This is a genomic window from Phenylobacterium sp. SCN 70-31 (assembly GCF_001724605.1).
Lineage (GTDB): Bacteria > Pseudomonadota > Alphaproteobacteria > Caulobacterales > Caulobacteraceae > Phenylobacterium.
Genome location: NZ_MEEX01000019.1, coordinates 52,082 through 77,987, shown reverse-complemented (window position 1 = coordinate 77,987; position 25,906 = coordinate 52,082). Strand labels below are relative to the sequence as shown.

Below are 25,906 nucleotides of genomic sequence, written 5' to 3'. Positions count from 1 at the left end.
GTTTCGGGCAAGGGGCTTCTGGCGCGCGCTCGGAGCCGCTAAGACGACGTGAACCCGCGCGGCCCCGAGTCCTTCGACCCCGCGCGCCACGGGGCGGATGCATGAAGACGGTGTTGCTGTGAGCGGGGTGATCCTGTGAAGACCGTGATCCTGGCCGGCGGCCTGGGAACGCGCATCTCCGAAGAGAGCCAGTTCAAGCCCAAGCCGATGATCGAGATCGGCGGCCGGCCGATCCTCTGGCACATCATGCGCCACTACGCCCACCACGGCTTCGACGACTTCATCGTCTGCCTCGGCTACCGCGGCTATGTGGTGAAGGAGTATTTCGCCAACTACGTGCTGCACAACGCGGATCTGACGGTCGACATGGCCACGGGCGCGTTGGAGTACCACGCCACCAATCACGAACCCTGGAAGGTGACCCTGGTCGAGACGGGCGCCGAGACCATGACCGGCGGCCGCCTCAAGCGGGTAGCGAAGTATCTCGAGCCGGGCCAGCCCTTCTTCATGACCTACGGCGACGGCGTGTCCGACGTGGACCTCCCCGCCCTCCTGGCGTTCCATGAAGCCCACGGCCGCGAGGCCACGATCACCGCCGTGGCCCCTCCGGGTCGCTTCGGGGCGCTGGATATCCAGGACGGCCGCGTCGATCGCTTCGTGGAGAAGCCCCCGGGCGACCAGGGACTGATCAACGGCGGTTTCTTCGTCCTGAATCCCGCGGTGCTGGACCGGATCGACGGCGATCCCACGATCTGGGAACGCGAGCCGCTGGAGGGCCTCGCCGCCGACGGCCAGCTCATGGCGTTCCGTCACGACGGCTTCTGGGCCGCCATGGACACCCTGCGCGACAAGAACGTCCTGGAGGCGCTGTGGGCCTCGGGCGAGGCGCCGTGGCGACGGTGACCCCGGGGTTCTGGACCGGCAAGCGGGTCCTGCTAACCGGCCACACGGGCTTCAAGGGCTCGTGGGCCGCCCTTTGGTTGTCCCAAATGGGGGCGGAGGTGACCGGCCTCGCCCTCCCGCCCGACCAGACGCCCAGCCTGTTCGAGATGGCGGCCGTCGAGCGGGGCGTCGACTCGCGGTTCGGCGACATCCGCGATCCGGCCGCGATCGACCGGGCGCTGGCGGGAAAGACCTTCGACCTCGTCCTGCACATGGCGGCCCAGGCGATCGTGCGCACCGCGATCGAGGATCCCGTGGCCGCTTTCGACACCAACGTCATGGGCACGGCGCGGCTGCTGCAGGCCCTGCGTGGCCGCCCCGACCTGAAGGCCGTCCTGACCATCACGTCGGACAAGGTCTACGCCAACGACGACGGCGGCCGGGCCTTCGCCGAGGGTGACCGGCTGGGGGGAAAGGACCCTTACTCGGCCTCGAAGGCGGCCGCCGAGATCGTGGTCCAGAGCTTCGCCCGCAGCTATTTCCCCCAGGTGGCGGTGGCCACCGCGCGCGGCGGCAACGTCATCGGCGGCGGCGACTTCTCGCGCGACCGCCTGGTGGTCGACATCGTGCGCGCGGCGCGAGCCGGCGAGGCGGTGACCCTCCGCCATCCCGAGGCGACCCGGCCTTGGCAGCACGTGCTGGACTGTCTGGCCGGCTACTTCGCCCACCTGGAGGCGCTGGCCACGCGTCCCGACACGCCGCGGGCGCTCAATTTCGGGCCGCGTCCCGGCGGGGCCGAGGTGACGGTGGGCGAACTGGCGACCCTGGGCGTCGAGGCCTTGGGCGGGCGCCCCTGGCGTCACGAATCCGACGCGAACTCCCTGGAAGCGCGCGCGCTGGCCATCGACGCCACTCTGGCCCGAACCGCCCTGGGCTTCGAGAGCCGTCTGGACGCGGCCGAAGCCGTCCGGCTCACCATGGACTGGTACGCGCGACAGGCGGCCGGCGCCGATGCGCGCGCCTTGTGCCTGGAGCAGATCGAAGGGTACCAAGCCCGCGCATGACCAACCCGCCACTTTGCCGCTTCTGCCGGGCGCCTCTGACCCGCACCTTCCTCGACCTGGGCGAGCAGCCCCTGGCCAACAGCTACCTCACGCCCGAGCAACTGGCGGCGGGGAACGAGCCGGTCTTCCCGCTGCACACGCGCGTCTGCGACCGCTGCTTCCTGGTCCAGGCCGATCATGAGGTCCCGGCCGAGGCGATTTTCGATGCGGGCTACGCCTACTTCTCGTCGTTCTCGTCGGGCTGGGTCGAGCACGCCCGCCGCTACGCCGAGGCGATGATCGCGCGGTTCGGGCTGGGTCCCGATTCGCTGGTGGTCGAGGTGGCCAGCAACGATGGTTACCTCCTCAAGCACTTCCTGGCCCGGGGCGTCCCGGTCCTGGGCGTCGAGCCTACGGCCAACACGGCCGAGGCGGCCCGCGCCATCGGCGTGCGGACGGACGTGGTCTTCTTCAACGCCGAGACCGGGGGCGCTCTGGCCGCGCGGGGCGACCGCGCCGATCTGATGGCGGCCAACAACGTCCTGGCCCACGTGCCCGACCTCAACGCCTTCATGGCCGGCTTCCCCAAGGTGCTGAAGCCGCAGGGCGTGCTGACCTTCGAGTTCCCGCACCTCCTGAACCTGATCGAGAAGGTCCAGTTCGACACCATCTACCACGAGCACTACTCGTACCTGTCGCTGCTGGCGGTGGAGCAGGTGCTGCGGGCGCACGGGCTGCGGCCCTTCGACGTGGAGCTGCTGGCCACCCACGGCGGTTCGCTGCGGCTGTTCTGCTGTCACGAGGCGGCCGACCATGCCGAGACCGAAGCCCTGCGGGCGCTGCGCGCCACTGAGGCCGACGCTGGCCTGGGCGTGGCGGAGACCTACGACGGCTTCGCGGCGCGGGTGGAGGCGGTCTGCGACAGCTTCCGGGCCTTCCTGTCGGACGCCCGGGACGAGGGCCGGGCAGTGGCCGCCTATGGCGCGGCGGCCAAGGGCAACACCTTCCTGAACCGGTGCGGCGTCACGCGCGATGACATCGTCGAGGTCTACGACGCCAATCCCGCGAAGCAGGGCCGGTACCTCCCCGGCAGTCACGTCCCCATCAAGGCGCCCGACGCCGTACGGACCACGCGGCCCGATTACGTCGTCATCCTGCCCTGGAACCTCCAGGACGAGATCGTCCGCCAACTCGCCTTCATCGGCGACTGGGGCGGCCGGTTCGTCGTCGCCTCGCCCGAAACCAGGGTGCTGGACTAGTGCGGTTTGTCCCGACCCCGATCGCCGGCGTGGTCAGGGTCGAGGCCGAGCCGCATGCTGACGACCGCGGCCTCTTCGCGCGCCTGCACTGCCCCGACGAATTCGCCGCCGCCGGCGCTCCCTTCGCCCCGGTCCAGACCAGCGTCTCGCGCAATCCGCGCGTCGGCACGCTCCGTGGCATGCACTACCAGGCCGCCCCCCACGCGGAAACCAAGCTGGTGCGCGTCACGCGCGGCCGAGTCTTCGACGTCGCCATCGACCTGCGCCGCGGCAGCCCCACCTTCCGCCGATGGATCGGCGTCGAACTCTCCGCCGACAATCTCGTGGGCCTCTATATCGGCGAAGGGGTCGCTCACGGCTTCCTCACGCTGGAACCCGACACCGACGTCCTCTACCAGATCGCTCCCGCCTACCGGCCGGGCTTCGAAGCGGGCGTCCGCTGGGACGACCCGGCCTTCGGGATCGCCTGGCCGATGCGGCCGCAGTTGATCTCGCCGCGAGACGCCGGGTATCCCGATTACGATGCTGAAGATTGATCCCACCGCCCGGATCTCGCCGATGGCCGACATTGAGGAGTCGGTGCGCGGCACTCTGATCGAGATCGGACCGCGGGTGATGATCGACAGCTTCGTGAAGATCAAGCCGGCCGGCGGCTCGGGCGACGTGGTGATCGGCCCGGACACGGCCATCAATTCCGGCACCGTGATCTACACCGGCAACGGCGTGACCATCGGCCAGGGTGTCGCCATCGCCGCCAACTGCACGCTCGCGCCCACGAACCACGCCATCTCCGACCGCCAGCGATTCATCAAGGACCAGGGTTTCCAGGCGTCGAAGGGCGGTATCGTCATCGAGGACGACTGCTGGCTGGGCTCGGGCGTGGTGGTTCTGGACGGGGCGGTGATCCGGCGTGGCGCGGTTATCGCCGCGGGGGCCGTGGTGCGCGGCGAGGTCCCAGCCTATGCGATCTTCGCGGGCGCCCCGGCGCGACGGATCGGCGAGCGGGGCGGATGAAGGCCACCGTCGTCGGCGCGGCCGGGTTCGTGGGCGTCCGCCTGGCGCAGCGTTTGCGCGCCGAGGGCTGGGACGTGTGGGCGCCGGCCAAGGGCGACGCCGACCTGCTGGCCCGTGACCTGGGTGTGGTGTTCTACTGCGCCGGCCTGACCGCCGACTACGACCGGCGGCCGTTCGATACGGTGGAGGCCCACGCCAGTCTGGTGAGCCGGCTTGTCGAGGCGGGCCGGTTCGAGCGGCTGGTCTACTGTTCGTCCACCCGGCTGTACGACGGCCAGCGCAAGGACGTGGTCCACGAGGCCGAGCCCCTGATCTTCGATCCGGCCGACCCGCGGCGGGTGTACGATCTCTCGAAAGCCCTGGGCGAGAACCTGACCCTGGCGCGCACCGGCGGCCGGGGGGCCGTGGCCCGGCTGTCCAACGTGTTCGACTGGGCGGACGGCGCGCCGGGCTTCCTGTCCGAATGGCTGATCGCCGCCCGTGGGAGCCGGGACCTGGAGCTGGACTCCAGCCCGAACATCGCGCGCGACTACATCCACCTGGATGACACGGTCGCCGCCCTCATGGCCATCGCCGCCGCGCCGGTCGGGGTCTTCAACGTGGCCGCAGGCCGCCTGACCACAAACGCCGGGATCGCTCGGGTGTTCGAGACGGCGGGCTGGACAGTGCGATTCCGGGGCCAGGCCAACCCACCGCCGCCGCCCAGCGCCAGCGTCGAACGGCTGGCGGGTCTTGGCGTGCGCGCGCGGGCCGTCGAGGATGTGATCCGCGCCTATCTGGAAGGGCTCTGACGCGCCGTGCAGCTCCTCGACCACACCCGCGACAGCCTGGTCGCCTATCTCGTCGCCCAGTGCGCGGCGATCGTGCCCGACGGCCGGGAGGACGCCTTCCGCAAGGCGGTGGACGAGCATGTCCATGAAGCCCTGGAGCGGATGCACGTCTGTATCAACGCCTGCGCGCCGTGGCGGCCCGACCAGTTCAACGTGCTGCAGAGCTCGCAACACTGCATCTTCCTGTACTATCTCTCGAACACGATCTGGCGGCGCTCGGGCGATACGGCGGCGGCCACGCGCCTGTTCCTGATGAACAAGGCCCTGAACGGCATCGACCTGTTCTACGAAATCCAGATGCCGCCGGTGTTCTACATCGGCCACTCGGTGGGCATCGTCCTGGCCAAGGCGACCTACGGGAACTACCTGGTCCTCTACCAGAACTCGACCGTCGGCCGGCACAAGGACCAGATCCCCGTGATCGGCGACCGGGTCGTGCTCTATCCCAACACCGCGGTGATCGGCCGTTCGGTGATCGGCGACGACGCCGTGCTGAGCCAAGGCGTCAGCGCGGTGAACAAGGTCGTTCCACCCGGCGTCATCGCCTTTCGCGGCGCCGGGGCCGACCTGGCTTTCCAGCCGCGCCCCGACGATCTGCTGAAGGAATACTTCCGCCTCTGACCTATCCGCGCTTCGCGGTCACCGCGGCGTGGATCATATCGTAGAAGTCCTTCGCGAACTGTTCGGTCTGCCCCAGCGGCCCCTGGCGCATCCGGTCACGCAGCGAGCGCCGCAGCTCCAGCCGCCGCTCGCGGTTCGCCGCCAGGGCGACAGCGGTGTCGAGGTAGGCCTCCCGCGTGTCGACGGCCAGGTCGCCGACCCCGCTGTTGGTCATGATCGAGGCGCTGAGGCGCTCATAGAACGCCGGCCCCGTCAGGCTCACCAGAGGCACGCCCATCCACAGGGTCTCGGCGGTGGTGGTGCCGCCGGTCAGCGGGAAGGGGTCGAGGGTGATGTCCACCTCGTTGTAGTAGGGCAGGTGCGCGCCGCGGATCGCGTGCCACACCAGCCGGTCGGGCGTGACGCCCTCCACGGCGAACTGCTTTTCGATGTTGCGCCGGAAGCTCTCGCCGCTGGCCTCGGGCCGGATGAACGCGAACTTCGACCCCGGCGTTGCGGCGACCACCTTCGCCCAGGTCCGCAGGACGTCGCGCGTGTACTTGTGCGGATTGTTTGCCGTGCCGTAGGTGATGAAGCCGTTCCGCAGCTCGGGCGCCTCGCCGATCTCGACCGTGTTGGAGAAGAACCGCGCGCCCAGCGCGATCCAGCTCCGCGGCATCAGCAGCGGGGTCTCGATCAGGAGCTCGCGCCGGGGCGGCGCGGTGATCGGGTCGCAGATGAACCAGTCGATGGTCGAGAGCCCCGCCGAGTGGGGATAGCCCAGCCAGCTCGCCTGGAGCGGCGCCGGCCGATAGGCCATCACCTCCAGCTTGTTCATGTGGGTGGAGCCGCCCAGCTCGATGAGCAGGTCGAGCTGGTCCGCCGCGATCCGCTCGGCGGCCTGGGTGATGCTGGCCTCGGGCCACCAGCGATAGGCGGTGACCTTCTCTGTGATCGCCCGCTGCGCTGCGTCTTCTCGGCCCTGGTAGAATGAGTAGATGAACACCTCGAACCGGTCGGTGTCGATGTGGTCGAAGAGCGGCATCGCGAAGTAGCCCACCGGGTGGGCGCGCAGGTCCGACGACATGAAGCCCAGGCGGATCTTCGGACCGAGCGGCCGCGGCGGCGGGCGCTTGATGGTTCGGCGGGCGGCGGCCTCCTCCTGGGCCCGGCCCCAGATGCGGTGTTGCTCGACCAGTTCTTGCCGGTCGTCGTCGCCCCGCACGCGGGCGATCTGCTTGAGCAGCGCGGTGTGGCGGCCGCTCTGGGCCCAGCCCCGGCCCAGAGTCTTGAAGTCGCCCACGGCGTCCAGCCCGTCGTAGTCGCAGACGCGCACGAAAACGTCGGTCATGACCTTGTTGGTCGAGTCCGAGAACTCCGGCTTTCGCGGCAGGAGCGTCAGGGCGAGCTGGTAGGCGCGCTCGATATGGCCGCCTTCGTCGCCGAGGCGGGTGCGCTCCAGGCTCTCGACCAGCGCGGTGGCGTATTCGAGCCTGTCCGGCTCCAGCTCGTGCGCCCGCTCGAAATGCCGGTTGGCGCGATCGCGGTCCCAGTCCGAAACCAGGGAGCCGAGCTGGTGCTGGAGCCAGGCCGCGTCGGGATTGGACGGCAGGAGTTCTTCGAGGAAGGTCTGGCAGCCTTTCAGGTCTCCCCCGCGTCGAAGGGTCAGCGCCCTGGCTTCCAGCAGCTTCTGGGCGCCGGGGTTGGCGGCGAGGGCCGCGGCGAGCGCTTCCTGCGCCTCGGCTATACGGAACTCCTCAGAGAGGCAGCCGGCGAGGTCCAGCCAGGCTTCCACATTGTCCCGCTTGATGCTGACTGCGGCCCGTAGCCGGGTCAGCGCGGGTTCTATCTTACCTCGCCGGGCGAGGGTGCGCCCGAGCTGGCGGTGGTATTCGCTGTTTCGCGGCTCGGCCCGGACGAGCTTCGAGAACACGGCTTCGGCGCGCGCGTGCTCCCCCAGGTCCAGCAGGACGTTGCCCAGGTTCTGCTGAGCCGCCGGGGCGTTGGGCTTGAGCTTGATCGCTCGCTCCAGCACGGGCGCGGCTTCGCGCTGGCGCTTGAGTTTCCGCAGCATCACGCCGTGGACGTTGAGCAGGTCGTAGTCCCGGGGATAGCGCTTGAGCCCCGCTGCCGCGTGCTGCTCGCCCTCTTCGAACCGCCCGGCGTTGTAGAGCTGGACCGTCAGGATCCGATAGACGTTGACGGGCTGGCCTGGCGCCTCGGCCACAGCGGCGATCAGGTGCTCGATCGCCTCGTCCCGCCGTCCCGAATTCAGCGCCGCCTGTGCGGCCTGCAGCCTGTCGCTCATTCCGTGACCTTCGAGCCCGCGCGCCAAACCTGCGCGTGAGCGCCCGACTTACGGCCCCGGCGGCGACGTGGCTAGGACAAGAAGTTTATGCGGCGCGCGAGAAGCGCCACTTCAGCGCCAGGACAGTGGCCGACAGGGCCAGGCAGACGATGTTGGACGCCGCCACCGGCCAGCTTCCGATCATCACGCCATAGGCCGTCCAGAGGCAGAAGCCCGTCACGGTGACGGCATACATGCGCAGCGAAACCGAGGTGGCGTCGCGTTCGCGCACGATCTTGGCGATCTGCGGCACGAAGCTGGTCATCGAGCACAGGGCGGCGCCCGTGCCGATCACATTGGCGATCAGAGACATGGTGTCCTGGGAGGCATGGGCCTCAGGCCCGGGGCGCGGTGCTGTCCATGGTGACGGTAACGGCGATCCGCACGCCGGGTTGCCCGGGAACACCGCCGGTCTGCAACCGGCCGCGCACCTGCTGGGCCATGAGTTGCGCGACCGTCAGCCCGAAGGCCGGTGTCGGCGCCCGGTCGCCCGCTCCGTCGTCCACCCCGACCCCATCGTCGGCGACGCTCAGCTCGAAACCGTGGTCGATCCGCTGCAACGCCACGCGGATACGGCCGTTGCGGCCGTCGGGATAGGCGTGGCGCAAGGCGTTGCCGACGGCCTCGCTGACGATCAGCGCCATCGGCGCGGCGTTGCGGCCGGGAATGATCACGCTCTCCAGGTCGAGATCGATGTCCACGCCCTCGCGGCCTGCCGAGCCGGCCAGGTCGCCGACGATCTCGCGCACGAGCCCTGCCAGCTCGGTCTCCTCGGCGTCTTCGCCCCACGTCACGTGACGGTGCGCCACGCTGACCGCGGCGACGCGGCTCTGGACCGCCTTCAACGCCTGGCGGACATCCTCGTCCGACACCCGCCGGCCCTGAAGCATGACGATCGACGAGATGAGTTGCAGGGTGTTCTTCACCCTGTGCTCGGATTCGCGCTGCCGCGCGGCGTGCCGCTCCAACGCGTTCGTCTCGTCGTCGTCGCTGGGACTGGCCATACCGTCTCCCGTCGCAGGCCGGGCAAACCCTAACCCCCGCAACCTGGGCGAGGGGTGCGACTCGACGTCGCAACCAGTGAAACATGTTACGCCGCGAATCGTGCGCTTGCGCAGCGTCTTGACCGGAAGGGCGAGCGCAGGTCAAAGCCCCGCCCATGAATATCCTCCTCGTGGGTTCCGGCGGCCGCGAGCATGCGCTGGCCTGGAAGATCGCCGCCTCGCCGTCCGTTCGCCGTCTGGTCGCCGCGCCCGGCAACCCCGGCATGGCTGCGCAGTGTGAACTCCGGAATGTGGCGGCGACCGACGTCCCGGGGCTGCTGGCCCTGGCGAAGGAAGTCGCCGCGGATCTCGTGGTGATCGGTCCCGAATCGGCGGTGGCTGCGGGTCTTGCCGATGCGCTGGAGGCCGAGGGCGTCCGCTGCTTCGGTCCGACCGCCGGCGCCGGCCAGCTCGAGTCCTCAAAGGCGTTTACGAAGGCCTTCTGCGACCGTCACGGTCTGCCTACCTCGGCCTACGCGGTGTGCGACAGCGCGGAAGCCGCCCGCGCCGCCCTGGATGGGTTCCGGCCGCCGTATGTGATCAAGGCCGACGGCCTTGCGGCCGGCAAGGGCGTGGTGATCGCGCAGGCGCGGGCCGAAGCCGAAGCCGCCATCGACGACGCCTTTGGCGGCCGCTTCGGCGCCGCGGGCGCCCGCGTGGTGCTGGAGGAGTTCCTGGAGGGCGAGATCGGTTCGCTGTTCGCCCTCTGCGACGGACGGGACTCGATGATCTTCGGCTGGGCCCAGGACCACAAGCGGGCCTTCGACGGCGAACAGGGGCCGAACACCGGGGGCATGGGGACCTATTCGCCCGCGCCGGTCTTCACGCCCGAACTGGTGGAGCAGGTGCGCACGCGCCTCGTGGAGCCGGCCTTCGCCGGGATCGCCGCCGACGGCTTTCCCTATCGCGGCGTGCTGTTCGTGGAGTTGATGGCCACGAAGGACGGGCCGAAGCTGGTGGAATTCAACGTCCGTTTTGGCGATCCCGAGTGCCAGGTGCTGATGCTGCGGCTGGAAAGCGACATCGTCCCCTATCTGCTGGCCTGCGCCGAGGGACGCCTGGCCGAGACGCCGCCGCCCGCGTGGCGCGACGACTCGGCCGTGTGTGTCGTGATGGCCGCCGACGGCTATCCGGAGGCGCCGAAATCCGGCGGCGAGATCCGTGGCGCGGACGCCGATTTCGGCCCGCTGACCTCGGTGTTCCATGCGGGCACGAAAAAGGGCGACGACGGCGTGCTTCGCGCTGCGGGTGGTCGGGTGCTGAACGTCTGCGCCAGAGGACCGACGCTCCAGGCCGCGCGGGACGTCGCCTACGCCGCCGTGGACGCCATCGATTTCCCCGACGGCTTCTGCCGCCGCGACATCGGCTGGCGGGCCCTGGGGCCGCGCTGACGGGAACCACCAAACACGATGGGGCCGGAGTTTGCTTCGAGCCGCCGCGCGAGGGGAGGCTCCGTCATGCAACCGCGGAAAACACGAAGGAACGCGGAATCGCGGCTTCCCCTTCCGCGCCTTCCGCGGTTCCTTGAAATTCGAAGGGGCGCCGCTTCGCGGCATCGCCCGAGGCGGGCGCCATGCCCCCTCGTGTACTTTCGTGGTCGACCCTACCCCGCGCGCTCCGCCACGGCTCGCAGGGCGGGAAGGGCCACGTCGTGCCAGGCGACGGCCAGGCCCCCCTGGACCTCCGCCGCCTCCCGCTCTTCGAACTGATTCCAGCCCGCATGGACCAGGCGCACATGGGCGCCGCCGACGATGCGGGTCAGCCGGATGTCCACGAACGTGTCGGGTGCGCCGGGGAAGCGCCAGGTGAAACTCAGCCGCCGCGGCGCGTCGATGACTCCTATGCGGCAGGCGATGGCGTCGGTGACGTCGCCGGCTGCGCGGCGCCCTTGATCGGGCTGGAGATAGAAGACGTGGCCGGCCAGCGGCGCGAACCTCAGGCAGCCCATCCATTGCACGACCAGGGACGGTTCGGTCAGGGCCCGCCACACCCGTTCGCGGGGGGCGGCGATCTCGATGATCGAAGAGACCTCGTCCGGCATGCCTTGCTCCCCCGCCCGGCGCGGGTAAAAGGAATTTCAAACAAGCGTACGACGAACGGAAGGGAGCGCCATGTCCGTGACCGCGGATCTCGCCGCCGAACAGGCCCGCGAACAGGCCAACACCGGCACCAAGGATGTGGCCGAATCCCACCGCTTCGACGAGGCGGCGCTGGACGCCTGGATGAAGGCCAACGTCGAAGGCTATCAGGGGCCTCTGACGGTGCGCCAGTTCAAGGGCGGCCAGTCGAACCCGACCTATCAGCTCACGACGCCCGGTCAAAAGTACGTCATGCGCCGCAAGCCGCCGGGCAAGCTGCTGCCGTCGGCGCATGCGGTGGACCGCGAGTTCAAGGTGATCTCGGCGCTCTATCCCACGGGTTTCCCGGTGGCGCGGCCGTTTGCGCTGTGCACCGACGACGGCGTGATCGGCACCTGGTTCTACATCATGGAGATGGTGGAGGGCCGGATCCTCTGGGACCAGAGTCTTCCGCAGTACGCGCCGGCCGAGCGCAACGCGATCTTCAAGGCCAAGATCAAGACCCTCGCCGACCTGCACAACACCGACTACGTCAAGGTGGGGCTGGAGGACTACGGCAAGCCGGGCAACTACATGGCCCGCCAGGTCGATCGCTGGACGAAACAGTACAAGGCCTCCGAGACGGTCCACATCCCCGAGGTCGAGCGCCTCATCGAATGGCTGCCGAAGACCGTGCCGCCGCAGGAGCGGACCTCCGTGGTCCACGGCGACTATCGCCTGGACAACATGATCTTCCACCCCACCGAATCGCGTGTGACGGCGGTGCTGGACTGGGAACTGGGCACCCTGGGCGAGCCCCTGGCCGACTTCACCTACATCCTGATGAACTGGGTGAACGGCACGATCTCGACCATCCCCGACCTCAAGGCGCATGGCCTCCCCACGATGGACGAGGCGGTCGAGTACTACTGCGGCCTCACCGGGCGTTCGGGCATCGCCGACCTGAACTGGTTCTTCGCCTACAACAGCTTCCGTCTCGTGGGCATCCTCCAGGGCATCCTGGGCCGCGTGCGCGACGGCACCGCCAACCACCCCGACGCGGCGAACATGGGCCCCCGCGTCGAAGCGCTGTCCAAGTTGTCGTGGTCGTACGCGCAGAAGGCCGGGGCGTAGTCCGCGCCGCGTGGCGTCGGGTCCGATCGCTCAGCCCGACGACCGGGTGAGCCGCGCCTCCAGCGCGGCCTCGTCGTCGAACACGGCGCGCACGGGCCAGGGTGCGACGCGTTCCCGCCAGGCTGGCGGCAGGCGCACCCAGTCCTTCTCTGTGGTGACCAGGCGGGCGTTCGCGCGCATGGCGTCCTCGGCCAGTATCCGGAGTTCTCTGTCGCCATAGGCGTGATGGTCGGGAAAGGCTCGCATCTCGACCACAGCCCCGCCGGCCGAGCGCAGCGCCCGCTCGAATTTCCAGGGCTTGCCGATCCCGGCGAAGGCGACCAGCGGGCCGGGCGGGGGCGGCCTCGCCGGGACCAGCCGGGCGACCAGGACCGGCGTCTCCGCCAGCCGCGCGAGCAGCGTGGGATCGGGCGCAGCCACGTCGGCCGGCAGCATCAGCACCACGGCGTCTGCGCGGGCCAGGCCGACGTCCAGCGGTTCGCGCAAGGGGCCGGCCGGCGCCACGCCCTCGGCGCCGAACGGCCATTCGCCGTCGCGCGTCTCGCCGTCGACGACGACCAGCGACAGGCTCTTGGCGAGCGTAGGATTCTGGTGGCCGTCGTCCATCACCAGCACGGGCGCGCCGGCCCGAACCGCCGCGGCGGCGCCGGCCGCCCGGTCTCGCGCCACCCAGACCGGGACATCCCGGGAGAGCATGATGGGTTCGTCGCCCACGTCGGCGGCCGTGTGCCGATCGGGCTCGACGCGCAGCGGCCCGCGGAGCCGCCCGCCATGGCCGCGGGTGAGGATGTGGCCGCCCAGCCGACGGGCGATCTCGTGGGCGACGGGCGTCTTGCCCGTCCCGCCGACCGTCAGGTTGCCCACGCAGATCACCGGGACGCCGGGGTCGAACGGGCGTCCACGTTCGAGCCGCCGGGCCGTGGCGTTGGTCCAGGCCGCCGAGAGGGGGGACAGCAGGATGCGGGCGATCCGGCCTCGGGCGGGATCGCGGGCGTACCACCAGCGGGGCGTGGTGAGCCTCATGCGGGCAGCAGGTGTTCGAGTCGGGCGAGCGCGTCGTCCAGCGCCGCGGATTGGCGGGCGGCGTAGTCCAGCGCCGCTTCGCCGATCCGCCGGGCGATCCGGGCGTTGTCCAGCAGGCCGCGGATGTGGCGCGCCAGGTCCCGGGCGTCGTGCGCGACGATGGCCGCCGCCTCGGCCTCGAGTTCGGCGTAGAGGTCCTGGGCGTTGAAGACGTGCGGCCCTGTGAGGATCGGCTTGCCCAGGCGCGCCGGCTCCAGCGGATTGTGCCCCCCGACGCCGTCCACGAAGCCGCCGCCCATCACCACGACGTCGGCGAGCCGGAAGAAGAGGCCCAGTTCGCCCAGGGTGTCGGCCACGTGGATCGGTCCCGCCGGCGCCGCGCCGGTGGAACGGCGATCGGCGCCCAGGGCGGTCGCGACGTCCGCGCCGCGCTCGGGATGTCGCGGGATCACAATCAGGATCGCTTTTTCGGCAGGGTCGGGGACGGCCTGGCGGAAGGCCTCGGCGACGAGGGTCTCCTCGCCGGGGTGGGTGCTGGCGGCCACGACCACGCGACGGCCGTTCACGATCTCGCGCAGGCGTCGCAACGCCTCGGGATCGGCGGGAAGGGCCTCGCCGACGCGTTTGAGGTTGAGCCGTGGGCCGCAGGCGCCGCCCAGGCTCTCAAGTCGCCCAGCCGAAGCCGTGTCCTGGGGGAGGATCGGGTCGAAGGCGGCCAGCAGGGTTCGCGCCGCTCCGGGCCAGCCGCGCCAGCGGCGGGCGCTGGCCTCGGTGATGCGGGCGGACGCGAGCGCCAGCCGTACGCCGCCGCGCCGGGCGCCCAGGATCAGGTTGGGCCAGAGTTCGCTCTCGACGAACACCCCCAGCGCCGGCCGCCAATGATCGAGGAAGCGCCCCACGGCGCGCGGGCCGTCCACCGGCGCGAACTGGTGGATCACGCCGGGCGGCAGGCGTCGGGCCAGCAGTTCGGCCGCCGTCACCGTGCCCGAGGTGACCAGCAGGGCGAGGTCGGGTCGCCTTGCGCGAAGTGCGAAGACCAGGGGCAGCAGCGAGGTGGTTTCGCCCACCGACACGCCATGCAGCCAGACGAGCGATCCTGGGGGCCGCGCCAGCGAAGCCCGGCCCAGCCGCTCGGCCAGCCGCGCCGGCGCCTCCTTTCCGCGCCGCGCGCGACGGCGAAGGATCGCCGGGGCGAAAGGCTCCAGCAGGCCCGTGGCGAGGCCGTAGAGCGCAAGCGAAAGGGGTCGGCTCACACCGGCCCGGCGTGGTGGGCCAGCCGGCAGGTGCGGGTGGCGTCGGTCTCGATCTGAAGGGTGGCGTGGCCGATCCTGAACCGGTGCGCCAGCTCCTCGCAGGCCTTGTGCAGGAAGTCGTCGGCGTCGGCGTTGTCGGGCCGCAGCAGGTGGGCGGTCATCGCGGTCTCGGTGGTCGAGAGCGCCCAGACGTGCAGGTCGTGGACGTCCTCTACGCCCGGCAGGTTCGCCAGCCACGTCCGCACTTCGTCCACGTCGACGCCGCGCGGCGCCGCGTCGAGGGCCAGGTCGATCGAGTCGCGCAGCAGTCCCCATGTGCCGACCACGATCACCACGGCGATGAGCAGGCCCAGCACCGGGTCGATCCAAAGGAGGCCTGTCAGGCCCATCGCGAAGGCGCCGATCACCACGGCCAGCGAGACGCCGGCGTCGGCCGCCATGTGCAGGAACGCGCCCCGGACGTTGAGATCGGAATGGCTGCCGCGCATGAACAGCAGCGCCGTGGCGCCGTTGATGAGCACGCCCAGGGCGGCGGTGATCATCACCAGTCCGGTGGCCACGGGGGCCGGCTCCTGCAAGCGGTGGATCGCCTCGGAGACGATGACGCCCACGGCGACCAGAAGCAGCACGGCGTTGGTCAGCGAGGCCAGGATGGTCGCCTTGCGCATGCCGTAGGTGCGTCGCCCGGCGGGCGCGCGCTTCGCCAGGACCGCGGCGCCCCAGGCCAGCAGCAGCGACAGGACGTCGGAGAGGTTGTGCCCGGCGTCGGCCAGCAGGGACAGCGACTGGGTCCAGAGGCCCACCGCCACCTCGGCGATCACGAAGCCGGTGTTGAGAACCACCCCGATCAGGAAGGCGCGGCTCATGTCGTCCGGCGGCGCGTGGTGGTGATGGCCATGCGCGTGCGTATGCCCGTGGCCTTGGCCAGGCGGGTGGTCGTGCCCGTGGTCGTGCCCGTGGACGTCATCGTGCGCGGCGTCGGCCATTTCGCCTATGTCTCACCGACTCCGGCAGGGATCAATCTCGGGGCCTCGCCTCAGCGCGAGACCAGCGCCTCGGCCCGCCGGGTCGCGGCCGAGAGGCGGGCGGACCAGTCCTGGATCAACCCCGCGATCGCCGTCTCGTCGGCGTCGGCCGGCACGTGGAGCGGACCGTCCCAGACCACGGCGCCGCGGCCGAAGGGGACGGCGAACATGACCTTGTCCCAGGTGTTCTCCAGCCGCCAGGCCGGGGCGGCGGCGATGCCCATCAGGAACACCGGCTGGCCCGATCGCCGGGCGATCTGGAGCGAGCCGGCGGCGATCACCTCGTTCGGCCCGCGCGGCCCGTCGGGCGTGACCACCAGGGCGCCGCCGCCCTTCACCCACTGCGTGGCGTCGCGGATCGCGGCCACGGCCTGCCGCGCCTTGGCCGTATCGCCGGGCTTCGCCGACGAGACGCGGATGGCGGGGAATCCCGACATGGCCAGCGCGCGGGCGATGAACTCGCCGTCGGCCGAGGGCGAGATCAGGCAGCGGGTGCGCTTGCGCCACCACTGGGGCGCTGTGGCGAGGCAGAGCGGGATGCGGCCGTGCCAGAAGAGGGCCACGGCGCCGGCCGTGTCGTCCGCCAGCACGGGCTCGACGCAGACCAGATTCTCGTGCCGCCAGCGCACCGTGCGGAGCACCAGCCTCAGGTAGGTTCCGAGCAGCCAGCCGAGGACCGCCTGCACGCCGTCGGATCGTAGGAAGGCCTTCAAGCCGTCGGCTCCGCCTCGAGGTCCTGGCCCTTGGCGAGGCGTGCGTAGAGCCCGCGGCGGCGCACCAGCGCGGCGTGGTCGCCGGTCTCCACCACCCGGCCGCGGTCGATCACATAGATGCGGTCGGCGCCGCGCACCGTGGCCAGCCGGTGGGCGATCAGGATGGTGGTGCGGCCCGACATCAGTCGTTGCAGCGCGGCCTGGACCTGGGCCTCGCTCTCGGTATCCAGCGCGCTGGTGGCCTCGTCCAGCAGTAGGATCGGGGCATCCTTCAGGAAGGCGCGGGCGATGGCGATCCGCTGGCGCTGGCCGCCCGACAGGCGCGCGCCGCCTTCGCCCACCAGCGTGTCGTAACCCTCGGGCAGGTCGGCGATGAAGTCGTGGGCCGCCGCGGCGCGGGCGGCGGCCTCGATCGCGGCCTCTTCCGCCTGGGGCCGGGCGTAGGCGATGTTGGCGCGGATGGTGTCGTCGAACAGGAACGGCTCCTGGGTGACCAGCGCGATGCGGTCGCGCAGCGAGGCCAGCGTCACCTCGCGCACGTCCTGGCCGTCGATCGTCACCCGGCCGGCGGTGGCGTCGTAGAAGCGCGGGATCAGGTTGAGGATGGTGCTCTTGCCGCCGCCCGAGGGCCCGACCAGGGCCACGGTCTCGCCGCGCCGGGCCTCCAGCTCCACGCCGTCCAGCGCCGGCGGGCCGTCGGCGGCGTACGAGAAGCCGACGCCCTCGAACCGCACCCGGCCCTCGCCGACGACCAGCGGCCGGGCGCCGGCCTGTTCGCGGACTTCCGGCTCGACATCCAGGGCGGCGAACAGGCGGCGCGCCGCGGACATTCCCTCGGCGAAGACCGTCTGGAGGTTGGCGAGCTGGCGCAACGCCTGGCTGGCCATGGTCAGCGCCGCCACGAACGAGAAGAAGGCCCCGGCGTTCATCTCGCCCACCGTCGCCCGCCAGCCGGCGTAGGCGAACACGGCGGCGACGATCAGGGTCATCAGCAGTTCGGTGGCCGGCGCGGCGCGGGCGCGGGCGTTGGCGCCCTTGGTCAGATGGCGCTGGCGGCGCGCCACCACCTCGGCCACGCGGCCCTCCTCGTAGGCCTCGCGGTTCTCGAGCTTGACCACCCGCACGCCGTCCAGGCTCTCCATGATCGCCGAGGAGAGGGCCGAGGTCTCGGCCATCGCGCCCTTGGCCGCCTTGGTGGTCCGTCTGGCGAAGCGGCGCATGATGAGCGAGGCGATCGGTGCGGCGCCGAGCAGCAGCAGCGACAGCATCCAGTCGTTGGCCACCATCACCAGTGTGGCGCCGACGAAGATCAGCAGGTTCTGGGTGTAGTTCACCACGCCCGCCGTCGCCGCCTCGCGGATCAGGCCGGCGTCGTACAGCACCGACGAGACGAAGCTGCCCGAATGGCGGCTGCGCAGGTGGGCGAGGTCGGCGCGCACCAGCCGACCGAAGAGCTGGACCTGCACGTCGCCCACCACGGCGTTGCCGATGCGATTGACCAGGGTGGCCTGCACCACCTGGGCCAGGGTGCGGCCCGCGGCCAGGGCGGCGATGGTGAGCGGCAGCCACAGGATCGCGCCCGGCTTGCGGAACACCAGCAGGTCGTTGGTGGCCGGTTCGATGATCCGCACCAGCTCGGCGCTGGTCCAGGCCACAACGACGGCGGCCAGGAGGGCGACGGTCCAGCCCTTCCACCTCGGGGCCAGATAGACCCGCGCCACCCGCCCGATCAGGGCGCGCGCGCTCAGCTCCGGCGGGGCGGCCTCGCTCATCGCGCTGGGATCGGATGTTGCACGCCCCGCGTCAACTCCCCGCGGCCCATGCGCACCACCCCCGCGCGAGCGGAGGTTCCTTGAACTCCGAGAGACGCCGTGGCCTTGGGACGGCTCGGCCTCAGCCTTCTTCCGCCCAGGCGCGGATGAGCTGGTGGGCGATCGCCATGCGCGGCGGGCAGAAGACCCCCTCCAGTTCGCCGGCCAGCAGCGACCGGGCCTCGGCGCGGGTGAACCAGCGGACTTCGGAAAGTTCGGTCTGGTCGGGCGTGCCCTCGTCGTCCTCGACCTCGGCGATCAGGCCGATCATCAGCGACGACGGATAGGGCCACGGCTGGGTGGAGTGGTAGCGGACGCTGATGGTCCGCAGGCCGGCCTCTTCCGACAGTTCGCGGGCGCAGGCCTCCTCGATGCTCTCCCCCGGTTCGAGGAAACCGGCGAGGGCCGAGAACATGCCCTTGGGCCAGGCCTCCTGGCGGCCCAGCATGCAGCGGTCGCCATGCACAGCCAGCATGATGACCACCGGGTCGGTGCGCGGGAAATGCTCGGCCTGGCACGAGGGGCACTGGCGCTTCCATCCCCCATCCCGCGTGACGGAGGGCTGGCCGCAGGCGGCGCAGAACTGATGCTTGCGCCGCCATTCGAACATCGCCTTGCCGGTGGCCAGGATGGCGGCGTCGGTGTCGGGAAGCTGCAGCGCGATCTGGCGCAGATCCTTGAACTCGCCCAGGCCCTGGAGCGGCCCCTGAGCCGGGTCGTTGGAGCCTTCGATGTCGACGGCGAAGACGGCGGTCTCCTGCCAGAGGCCCAGGAACAGCAGACGTTCGTTCCCGCCGGCCAGCTCGCCCACGAGGCGCGAGGGCAGATAGGCGATCTGCTCGCCGCCATCCTTGGTCTTTTCGACGAAGGGGCGGCCGTTCCACAGGGCAACGCCCAGGCTTTCGGACGAACCGAGCTGGCGCGACAGCCAGTCGGCGTCGCCTCGTCGATCGCTGGCCCGGTCGAGCGGATTGCCGGCGAAGGTGTTGCGGAAGAACGTGAGCGGCATGGCCTGTTCATAGTGCGCCTTGCGCGCCGGCCCAACAGGGTTCCGCACGCCTGGGTGGCCGCTCGCGTGCTGGCCTCAGCGCCCTTTCCCGTCGTCGGTCGGGAATTTCCACGCGAGATTCCTCGGCCGCATGGGTGACACGGCGGTGTCCCGCCCCCAGATTGGCGGGGCGCGCCCGGATGCGAGGCGCCGAGACAAAAAAGAACGAGGACGCCGATCCATGGCCGACGACGCGACGAAGCCCCCGCCGAACTTTCCCGCCGACTACACGCCGCCGCCGGTGTGGCAGTGGAACAAGGAGAGCGGAGGGCGTTTCGCCGCGATCAACCGCCCGATCGCCGGCCCCACCCACGACAAGATTCTGCCCGTGGGCGAGCACCCGTTCCAGCTCTACTCGCTGGGCACGCCCAACGGCGTGAAGGTCACCATCATGTTCGAGGAGTTGCTGGCCGCCGGCCACAAGGGCGCCGAGTACGACGCCTGGCTCATCAACATCGGTCAGGGCGACCAGTTCGGATCGGGCTTCGTCGGCATCAACCCGAACTCCAAGATCCCCGCGCTGCTGGACCGGTCGGAGCCCAAGCCGGTGCGGATCTTCGAGTCGGCCGCGATCCTGATGTACCTGGCCGAGAAGTTCGGCGCCTTCCTGCCCACCGACCGCGCGGCGCGGGCCGAGACGATCTCGTGGGTGATGTGGCAGATGGGCTCGGCGCCCTATCTGGGCGGCGGCTTCGGCCACTTCTACGCCTATGCGCCGATGAAGATCGAATACGCCATCGACCGCTTCGCCATGGAGGTGAAGCGCCAGCTCGACGTGCTGGACCGGCGGCTGGCCGAGAGCGAGTACCTTGGCGGAGCGGACTACACGATCGCCGACATGGCGGTCTGGCCCTGGTACGGCCTGCTGGCCAAGGGCGGCGCCTACGAGGCGGGCGAGTTCCTGGACGTCCAGAGCTACAGGAACGTCCAGCGCTGGACCGAGCAGGTCGGCCAGCGCGAGGCGGTGAAGCGCGGCCGCATCGTCAACCGCGCCCAGGGCAAGCCTGCGATCGCCGAGCGGCACTCGGCGGCCGACATCGACAAGGCCCTGGCCGAGGCCGGGAAGTAGCCGACGCTCCCGTCCCTGACGGGTGGCGGAATCGCATATGAAGAAAAGCGGGCGTGGAGCCTGGGGCGCCACGTCCGCCGCCGGCCGTCCCGGCGCCCCGCCCCGCGCCCGCGGCGCGCAGGAGGAACGATGAGCTACGAAACCATCAGGGTCGAAGCGGCCGCGCCGGGGATCACGGCGATCACGTTCGACCGGCCCGAGGTGGCGAACGCGCTGTCCACGCAGATGGGGCGCGAACTGCTGGACGCCTGGTCGAAGCTGCGGGCCGACGAGGCGCTGCGCTGCGTGATCCTGCGGGGCGAGGGCAAGCATTTCCAGGCCGGGGCGGACCTCAAGGAACGCAACGGCATGACCGACGAGGCCTGGGCCGAGCAGCACCGCCTGTTCGAGGCCATGATCCGGATGCAACTCGCCTGTCCCGTGCCGGTGATCGCCGCGGTGCAGGGGGCGGCGATGGGGGGCGGCTGCGAGATGACGCTAGCCTGCGACTTCGCCTATGCGGCGGAGGGCGCGCGGTTCGGCCTGCCCGAAGCTGGCCTGGGCATCCTGCCGGGCCTGGGCGGCACTCAACTCCTCACGCGGGCGGTGGGACCCCGGCGGGCCATCGAACTCCTGACCACGGCGGCCCCGTTCTCGGCGCAGCAGGCGCTGGACTGGGGGCTGGTGAGCGGCGTGGTTCCGCCCGAGGCCCTGTTCGAGACGGTGCTGGGCGTGGCGACGGTGATCGCGAGCAAGGCGCCGCAGTCGGTGCGGGGCGCCAAGCGCGTGGTCCACGGCGGCCTGGACCTGGACCTGAAGCAGGCGATGGACCTGGAGCTCACTGTCTACAACGACCTCTTCACCACCGCCGACCGGCGCGAGGGGGTGGCCGCGTTCAACGAGAAGCGCACGGCCCGGTTCGAAGGGCGGTAGCGCAAGGTCGTATCACGGCGTTACGCTCCGGTCCGGGAGGAACGGACGCATGATCCGACGCGGCTTTCCATATCTGGAGCCCCGCAGCGAACCTGCGAGCGAGGAGACCCATCAGCTCGAACGGGAGGGTTACGCCGTCGTCCGGGGCCTGCTCGGCGCGGCCGAGGTGGCCGATCTGAGGGCCGAGATCGGCGGCGTCTTCGACCGCGAGCCGCCGGACGAACGGGGAAGTCGGTCGCCCGAGGATGCGGCCATGTTCCGCTACGCCATGCTGAACCGCAGCGCCGCGGCCCAGCGGGCCGTGGCCCATCCGCGCCTGCTGTCGGTGATCGAGCCGCTGCTGGGCGAGGACTGTCACGTGATCGCCAATACTGCGTGGCGCAATCCCGCGGGCCACCCCGGCAGCCATGGCGGTCAGAACTGGCACATCGACGCGGGCCCGCACATTCCCCTTCCGGAGGGCGTGCGCTGGCCGGCGGAGATCCCGCACCCGGTGTTCGCGATCGGCGTCCACCTCTACCTGATGGATTGCGCCCTTGAGGACGGCCCGACGGGCGTGATCCCCGGCAGCCACCTTTCGGGCCGTCCGCCGCCGCGCGACCGTCTGCTGGACGACGATCTGGACCATGAGGGCCGCAAGGTCACGCCGCTGCTGGCGAAGGCCGGAGACGCGGGCCTGTTCGTCTCGGATGTCTGGCACCGGCGCATGCCGACGCAGGACGGGGACCACGGGCGTTTCTTCCTCCAGGTCCACTACGGCCGCCGGGACATCGCCCAGCGGTTGTTGCCGACCGACGAGCGCAACCAGCTCTCGCCCGAAGCCGTCGCGCGGGCCGGAACCGAGCGCGAGCGCCGCGTCGTGGGCCTGCATCCGGCGTTCTTCTACGACGGATAGGCTGGAGCAGACGGGGCTCTGCGCCTACGGTTGCGCGCATGCGAATGCCCGCGCCCGACGAGTCGCTGATCGCCCGCAAGGGCGAGATCGTGCGTGCGCTGCGCCGGATCGTCCCGGGCGAGGGTGTGATCGCCGAGGCGGCGGAACTGGTCCCCTTCGAGAGCGACGGGTTGTCGGCCTATCGCCAGGCGCCGATCGCGGTGGTGCTGCCCGAGACGACCCAGCAGGTTGCCGACATCCTCCGCTGGTGCGGCGCGAACGGGGTGAAGGTGGTTCCGCGCGGGGCGGGGACGTCACTGTCGGGCGGAGCGCTGCCGCTGGCCGACGGCGTGGTGCTGGGGCTGTCGAAGTTCAACCGGGTGCTGGAGGTGGACTACGCCAACCGCTGCGCGGTGGTTCAGCCGGGCGTCACGAACCTGGGCGTTACGGCGGCGGTGGAGGCGGCGGGATTCTACTACGCCCCCGATCCGTCCAGCCAGATCGCCTGCACCATCGGCGGCAACGTGGCCGAGAACTCGGGCGGGGTTCACTGCCTGAAGTACGGGCTGACCACCAACAATCTCCTGGGCTGCGAGATCGTGCTCATGAGCGGCGAGGTGGTGCGGCTGGGCGGGAAGGCGTTCGACGCCGAGGGCTACGACCTGCTGGGCCTGGTGACGGGGTCGGAGGGGCTGCTGGGAGTCGTGACCGAGGTGACGGTGCGCATCCTGCCCAAGCCGGCCACGGCGCGCGCGCTCCTGCTGGGCTTCCCTTCGGCCGAGGCGGCGGGCGCCTGCGTGGGCGACATCATCGCCGCCGGCGTGATCCCGGCCGGGCTGGAGATGATGGACAACCCGGCGATCCGGGCGGCCGAGGCTTTCGTCCACGCCGGCTATCCGGTGGACGCCGCCGCCCTGCTGATCGTGGAACTGGACGGCCCCGAGGCCGAGTGCGCCGAGCTCACGGACCAGGTCGAGGCGATGGCCGCGACGCGGGGGGCCGACTTCCTGAAGGTGTCGCAGAGCGAGGCCGAGCGGCTGAGTTTCTGGGCCGGGCGCAAGGCGGCCTTTCCGGCGGTGGGCCGGATCGCCCCCGATTACTACTGCATGGACGGCACCATCCCGCGCGGGAAGTTGCCCCAGGTGCTGGGCCGCATCTACGAGCTGGCCGAAAGCTATGGTTTGGGCGTGGCGAACGTGTTCCACGCCGGCGACGGGAACCTGCACCCGCTGATCCTCTACGACGCCGACCGGCCCGGCGATCTGGAGAAGGCCGAGGCGTTCGGCTCCGACATCCTGAAGCTGTGCGTGGCCGTCGGCGGGGTGCTGACCGGCGAACACGGGGTGGGCGTGGAGAAGCGCGACCTGATGGGCGAGATGTTCGATCCCACGGACCTGGCCTGTCAGCAGCGGGTGAAGTGCGCCTTCGATCCCGGCCTGCTGCTGAATCCCGGCAAGGTGTTCCCGACCCTGCACCGCTGCGCCGAACTGGGGCGGATGCACGTGCACAGGGGCAAGGTGGCTTTCCCCGAACTGCCGCGCTTCTGATGCCCGACGCCGCCAGACCACTGAAGCCGGCCACCCCCGAGGAGGTCCAGGCCATCGTCGCCGAGGCAGGGGCCGCGGCGCGACGCATCGAGGTGATGGGGGCGGGCACCAAGCGCGGGATCGGGGCGCTGGAGCCCGTGGATCTGGTGCTGTCGATCCAGCGCCTGGACCGGATCGTGGACTACGCGCCCGACGAACTGGTGCTGACCGCGCAGCCCGGCGTGCGGATTTCCGACCTGGAGCGGATCGTGGCCGCGCGCGGCCAGATGCTGGCCTTCGAGCCGCCTCGCTGGACGCGCCTGCTGGGCGCCCGCGGCGAGCCCACCCTGGGCGGTGTGGTGGCGGCGAACCTCTCGGGTCCTCGGCGGCTGCGGGCCGGCGCGGCGCGCGACCACCTGCTGGGCTTCTCGGCCGTCTCGGGCCGGGGCGAGGTGTTCAAGGCCGGGGGCAAGGTGGTGAAGAACGTCACCGGCTACGACCTGATGAAGCTGATGGCCGGCTCTTGGGGGACGCTGGCCGTGATGACCGAGATGACAGTGAAGGTGCTGCCCGCACCGCGCGCCGAGGTGACGCTGCTGTTGTTCGGCCTGCACGACGTCCGCGCGTTCGAGGCGATGCAGGCGGCGATGAACGGGCCGTTCGAGGTGTCGGGGGCGGCGCACCTGCCGGTGACGGCGGCCCGCGCGCGGCCGCTCAAGGCCGAGATGGCGGTCACGGCGCTCAGGCTGGAGGGCTTCGAAGCGTCGGTGGCGGCGCGGGCCGACGACCTGGCGCGGGCGCTGGCCGGCTTCGGCCGCACCGATCGGCTGGACGCCGGGCATTCCCGCGACTTCTGGCTCCAGGTGCGCGAGGCGGAAGCGCTGGCGGACGATCCCCGGCCGCTCTGGCGTCTGTCGTTGCCGCCGGCCGTGGGCTGGCGCGCCCCGCACGCCCTGCCCGGCGAAGCGCTCTACGACTGGGCCGGCGGCCTGGCCTGGCTGTCCACCGAGGAGCCGGCTGTGCGGGTGCGGGCGGTGGTGCGCGAGTTGGGCGGCCATGCGCTCTGCCTCAAGGGCGACGAGGCGTTCGGACCTCGGGAGGGCGCGCTGGGCGCGTTGCAGGACCGGGTGAAGGCCGCCTTCGACCCTCTCGGCGTCCTGAATCCCGGCCGGATGGAGGGCCGCCCATGAGGACCGCCTTCACGCCCGAGCAGCTCGCCGACCCCGAGGTCGCCGCCAGCGCGGGCGCGATCCGCAAGTGCGTCCACTGCGGCTTCTGCACGGCCACATGCCCCACCTACGTCCTGCTGGGCGACGAACGCGATAGTCCGCGGGGCCGGATCGAGCTGATCCGGGACATGCTGGAGACGGGTGGCCCGCCGTCGCCCGGAACGGTGACGCACGTGGACCGCTGCCTGTCGTGCCTGGCCTGCACCACCACCTGCCCTTCGGGCGTGGACTACGCCCAGCTCATCGACCACGCTCGGGCGCACATCGAGACGCACCACCGCCGGCCTTGGCCCGAGCGGTTCGTGCGCGGCTTGTTGGCGGTCGTGCTGCCCTATCCGCGCCGCCTGACCTGGGCGCTCCGGCTGGGCCGGCTGGCGCGGCCGCTGGAGCCCGTTCTGGCGCGCCTGGGCCTCGCGCCCCTGGCTGCGATGCTGCGGCTACTGCCGGCTGCGGCGCCTGCGCCCGTCGTCCCGCCCGCGAGGGGCGAGGGGCGGCGCGGCCGGGTGGTTCTGCTGAAGGGGTGCGTCGAGGCGGCGATGGCGCCGCAGGTCCGCGCCGCGGCGACGCGGCTGCTGGAACGCATGGGCTATGCGGTGGCCGAGGCGCCGGGCGAGGGCTGCTGCGGGGCGCTTTCGGAACATCTGGGCCGGGCGGACGAGGCGCGGCGCATGGCGCGGGCGAACCTTGCAGCCTGGGAGAGGCTGGGAGAGATCGAGGCCGTCGTCACGACCGCCGCGGGCTGCGGCACGATGCTGAAGGCGTACGGCCGGGTGGCGGGCCGTCCGGTCGCCGCGCGGGACATCCTGGAGTTCGTGGCCGAGGCGGGTCTGCCGCCGCCCGTGGCCGGTACGGGGCTGGCCGTGACGTACCATGCCGCCTGCTCGCTCCAGCACGGCCAGCAGATCAAGGCTCCGCCGCTGGCGTTGCTGAAGCAGGCGGGCTTCGACGTGCGCACGGTGGCCGAGGGGCATCTCTGCTGCGGCTCGGCGGGGGTCTACAACATCCTTCAGCCCGAGCTGGCGACCCGTCTGCGCGACCGCAAGGCGGCCCATATCGCCGCGGCGGGCGGCGCGGTGGTGGCGGCCGGCAACATCGGCTGCATCACCCAGCTCGCGCCCGTGGTCGAGACGCCTATGGCGCATCCGGTGGAACTGCTGGACTGGGCGACCGGCGGCCCGCGCCCGGCGGCGCTGGACGGCGTGGGGGAGGCTTGA

The 25,906-nt window shown here is 71.0% G+C and carries 25 protein-coding genes; 15 read left to right on the top strand and 10 right to left on the bottom strand.

Features of this window, described 5'->3' with window-relative positions; all coding sequences use genetic code 11:
* The first annotated feature begins 135 nt into the window (after window positions 1-135).
* From rfbF to ABS78_RS14830, 7 genes are read left to right on the top strand one after another with little or no spacing between them, the layout of a single operon-like run.
* Window positions 136-903 (top strand): glucose-1-phosphate cytidylyltransferase, encoded by a 768-nt coding sequence (gene rfbF, locus ABS78_RS14860; protein ID WP_293380759.1) that lies wholly within the window; start codon window positions 136-138, stop codon window positions 901-903.
* Window positions 891-1,946 carry a CDP-glucose 4,6-dehydratase gene (gene rfbG, locus ABS78_RS14855; protein WP_293380756.1) on the top strand — a complete coding sequence of 352 codons (1,056 nt, stop codon included), beginning with the start codon at window positions 891-893 and terminating at the stop codon, window positions 1,944-1,946. Before rfbF ends, rfbG begins: the two co-directional genes overlap by 13 nt.
* Window positions 1,943-3,184 carry a class I SAM-dependent methyltransferase gene (locus ABS78_RS14850; RefSeq protein ID WP_293380753.1) on the top strand — a complete coding sequence of 414 codons (1,242 nt, stop codon included), beginning with the start codon at window positions 1,943-1,945 and terminating at the stop codon, window positions 3,182-3,184. Before rfbG ends, ABS78_RS14850 begins: the two co-directional genes overlap by 4 nt.
* Complete coding sequence (gene rfbC, locus ABS78_RS14845; RefSeq protein WP_293380750.1) at window positions 3,184-3,720, top strand: dTDP-4-dehydrorhamnose 3,5-epimerase; 537 nt, start codon at window positions 3,184-3,186, stop codon at window positions 3,718-3,720. Before ABS78_RS14850 ends, rfbC begins: the two co-directional genes overlap by 1 nt.
* The gene (locus ABS78_RS14840; protein ID WP_293380747.1) at window positions 3,707-4,198 is read left to right on the top strand and encodes an acyltransferase; all 492 of its coding nucleotides are present in this window, start codon (window positions 3,707-3,709) and stop codon (window positions 4,196-4,198) included. Before rfbC ends, ABS78_RS14840 begins: the two co-directional genes overlap by 14 nt.
* Window positions 4,195-4,989: an SDR family oxidoreductase gene (locus ABS78_RS14835; protein ID WP_293380744.1), complete on the top strand. Its 795-nt coding sequence runs from the start codon at window positions 4,195-4,197 to the stop codon at window positions 4,987-4,989. The genes ABS78_RS14840 and ABS78_RS14835 overlap by 4 nt, the downstream gene beginning before the upstream one ends.
* Window positions 4,990-4,995: 6 nt before the next feature.
* Window positions 4,996-5,649, top strand: a complete 654-nt coding sequence (locus tag ABS78_RS14830; protein WP_293380741.1) for a hypothetical protein — start codon at window positions 4,996-4,998, stop codon at window positions 5,647-5,649.
* 1 nt (window position 5,650) lies between these two features.
* On the opposite strand, the gene ABS78_RS14825 is transcribed toward ABS78_RS14830, so the two are convergent.
* The 3 genes from ABS78_RS14825 to ABS78_RS14815 all read right to left on the bottom strand — a co-directional run bounded on the left by ABS78_RS14825 (window position 5,651) and on the right by ABS78_RS14815 (window position 8,979).
* On the bottom strand, window positions 5,651-7,936 hold the full coding sequence (locus ABS78_RS14825; protein ID WP_293380738.1) for a tetratricopeptide repeat protein: 2,286 nt from the start codon (window positions 7,934-7,936) through the stop codon (window positions 5,651-5,653).
* Window positions 7,937-8,021: 85 nt separating this feature from the next.
* Complete coding sequence (locus tag ABS78_RS14820; RefSeq protein ID WP_293380735.1) at window positions 8,022-8,288, bottom strand: SemiSWEET transporter; 267 nt, start codon at window positions 8,286-8,288, stop codon at window positions 8,022-8,024.
* Window positions 8,289-8,310: 22 nt separating this feature from the next.
* Complete coding sequence (locus ABS78_RS14815) at window positions 8,311-8,979, bottom strand: sensor histidine kinase (protein ID WP_293380732.1); 669 nt, start codon at window positions 8,977-8,979, stop codon at window positions 8,311-8,313.
* Window positions 8,980-9,134: 155 nt separating this feature from the next.
* On the opposite strand from ABS78_RS14815, the gene purD reads away from it, so the two are divergent.
* Window positions 9,135-10,409 (top strand): phosphoribosylamine--glycine ligase, encoded by a 1,275-nt coding sequence (purD, locus tag ABS78_RS14810; protein ID WP_293380729.1) that lies wholly within the window; start codon window positions 9,135-9,137, stop codon window positions 10,407-10,409.
* A 212-nt stretch (window positions 10,410-10,621) separates the two neighbouring features.
* On the opposite strand, the gene ABS78_RS14805 is transcribed toward purD, so the two are convergent.
* The gene (locus tag ABS78_RS14805) at window positions 10,622-11,059 is read right to left on the bottom strand and encodes an SRPBCC domain-containing protein (RefSeq protein WP_293380726.1); all 438 of its coding nucleotides are present in this window, start codon (window positions 11,057-11,059) and stop codon (window positions 10,622-10,624) included.
* Window positions 11,060-11,129: 70 nt separating this feature from the next.
* On the opposite strand from ABS78_RS14805, the gene ABS78_RS14800 reads away from it, so the two are divergent.
* A complete protein-coding gene (locus ABS78_RS14800; protein WP_293380723.1) occupies window positions 11,130-12,209 on the top strand; it encodes a phosphotransferase family protein in 1,080 nt (359 codons plus the stop codon).
* Between the two features lie 30 nt (window positions 12,210-12,239).
* Here the strand turns inward: ABS78_RS14800 and lpxK are convergent, their stop codons facing one another.
* The 6 genes from lpxK to nudC form a co-directional block, all read right to left on the bottom strand.
* Window positions 12,240-13,232 (bottom strand): tetraacyldisaccharide 4'-kinase, encoded by a 993-nt coding sequence (gene lpxK / locus ABS78_RS14795; protein ID WP_293380720.1) that lies wholly within the window; start codon window positions 13,230-13,232, stop codon window positions 12,240-12,242.
* Window positions 13,229-14,485, bottom strand: coding sequence for a glycosyltransferase N-terminal domain-containing protein (locus ABS78_RS14790; protein WP_293380717.1), 1,257 nt, complete (start codon window positions 14,483-14,485; stop codon window positions 13,229-13,231). Before ABS78_RS14790 ends, lpxK begins: the two co-directional genes overlap by 4 nt.
* Complete coding sequence (locus tag ABS78_RS14785) at window positions 14,482-15,351, bottom strand: cation diffusion facilitator family transporter (protein WP_363083325.1); 870 nt, start codon at window positions 15,349-15,351, stop codon at window positions 14,482-14,484. The genes ABS78_RS14790 and ABS78_RS14785 overlap by 4 nt, the downstream gene beginning before the upstream one ends.
* 170 nt (window positions 15,352-15,521) lie before the next feature.
* On the bottom strand, window positions 15,522-16,223 hold the full coding sequence (locus ABS78_RS14780; protein ID WP_293380711.1) for a lysophospholipid acyltransferase family protein: 702 nt from the start codon (window positions 16,221-16,223) through the stop codon (window positions 15,522-15,524).
* On the bottom strand, window positions 16,220-17,995 hold the full coding sequence (locus tag ABS78_RS14775) for an ABC transporter transmembrane domain-containing protein (protein ID WP_293380708.1): 1,776 nt from the start codon (window positions 17,993-17,995) through the stop codon (window positions 16,220-16,222). The genes ABS78_RS14780 and ABS78_RS14775 overlap by 4 nt, the downstream gene beginning before the upstream one ends.
* Window positions 17,996-18,116: 121 nt before the next feature.
* Entirely contained in the window at window positions 18,117-19,043 is a 927-nt protein-coding gene (nudC, locus tag ABS78_RS14770; protein WP_293380705.1) for an NAD(+) diphosphatase, read from the bottom strand.
* A 220-nt stretch (window positions 19,044-19,263) separates the two neighbouring features.
* On the opposite strand from nudC, the gene yghU reads away from it, so the two are divergent.
* The 6 genes from yghU (at window position 19,264) to glcF (ending at window position 25,906) form a co-directional block, all read left to right on the top strand.
* On the top strand, window positions 19,264-20,151 hold the full coding sequence (gene yghU / locus ABS78_RS14765) for a glutathione-dependent disulfide-bond oxidoreductase (RefSeq protein ID WP_293380702.1): 888 nt from the start codon (window positions 19,264-19,266) through the stop codon (window positions 20,149-20,151).
* A gap of 129 nt (window positions 20,152-20,280) precedes the next feature.
* Window positions 20,281-21,063, top strand: coding sequence for an enoyl-CoA hydratase/isomerase family protein (locus ABS78_RS14760; RefSeq protein ID WP_293380699.1), 783 nt, complete (start codon window positions 20,281-20,283; stop codon window positions 21,061-21,063).
* A gap of 49 nt (window positions 21,064-21,112) precedes the next feature.
* The gene (locus ABS78_RS14755; RefSeq protein WP_293380696.1) at window positions 21,113-21,958 is read left to right on the top strand and encodes a phytanoyl-CoA dioxygenase family protein; all 846 of its coding nucleotides are present in this window, start codon (window positions 21,113-21,115) and stop codon (window positions 21,956-21,958) included.
* A gap of 44 nt (window positions 21,959-22,002) precedes the next feature.
* The gene (locus ABS78_RS14750) at window positions 22,003-23,484 is read left to right on the top strand and encodes an FAD-linked oxidase C-terminal domain-containing protein (protein WP_293380693.1); all 1,482 of its coding nucleotides are present in this window, start codon (window positions 22,003-22,005) and stop codon (window positions 23,482-23,484) included.
* Window positions 23,484-24,653: a glycolate oxidase subunit GlcE gene (gene glcE, locus ABS78_RS14745; RefSeq protein ID WP_293380690.1), complete on the top strand. Its 1,170-nt coding sequence runs from the start codon at window positions 23,484-23,486 to the stop codon at window positions 24,651-24,653. Before ABS78_RS14750 ends, glcE begins: the two co-directional genes overlap by 1 nt.
* Window positions 24,650-25,906 carry a glycolate oxidase subunit GlcF gene (glcF, locus tag ABS78_RS14740; protein ID WP_293380687.1) on the top strand — a complete coding sequence of 419 codons (1,257 nt, stop codon included), beginning with the start codon at window positions 24,650-24,652 and terminating at the stop codon, window positions 25,904-25,906. The genes glcE and glcF overlap by 4 nt, the downstream gene beginning before the upstream one ends.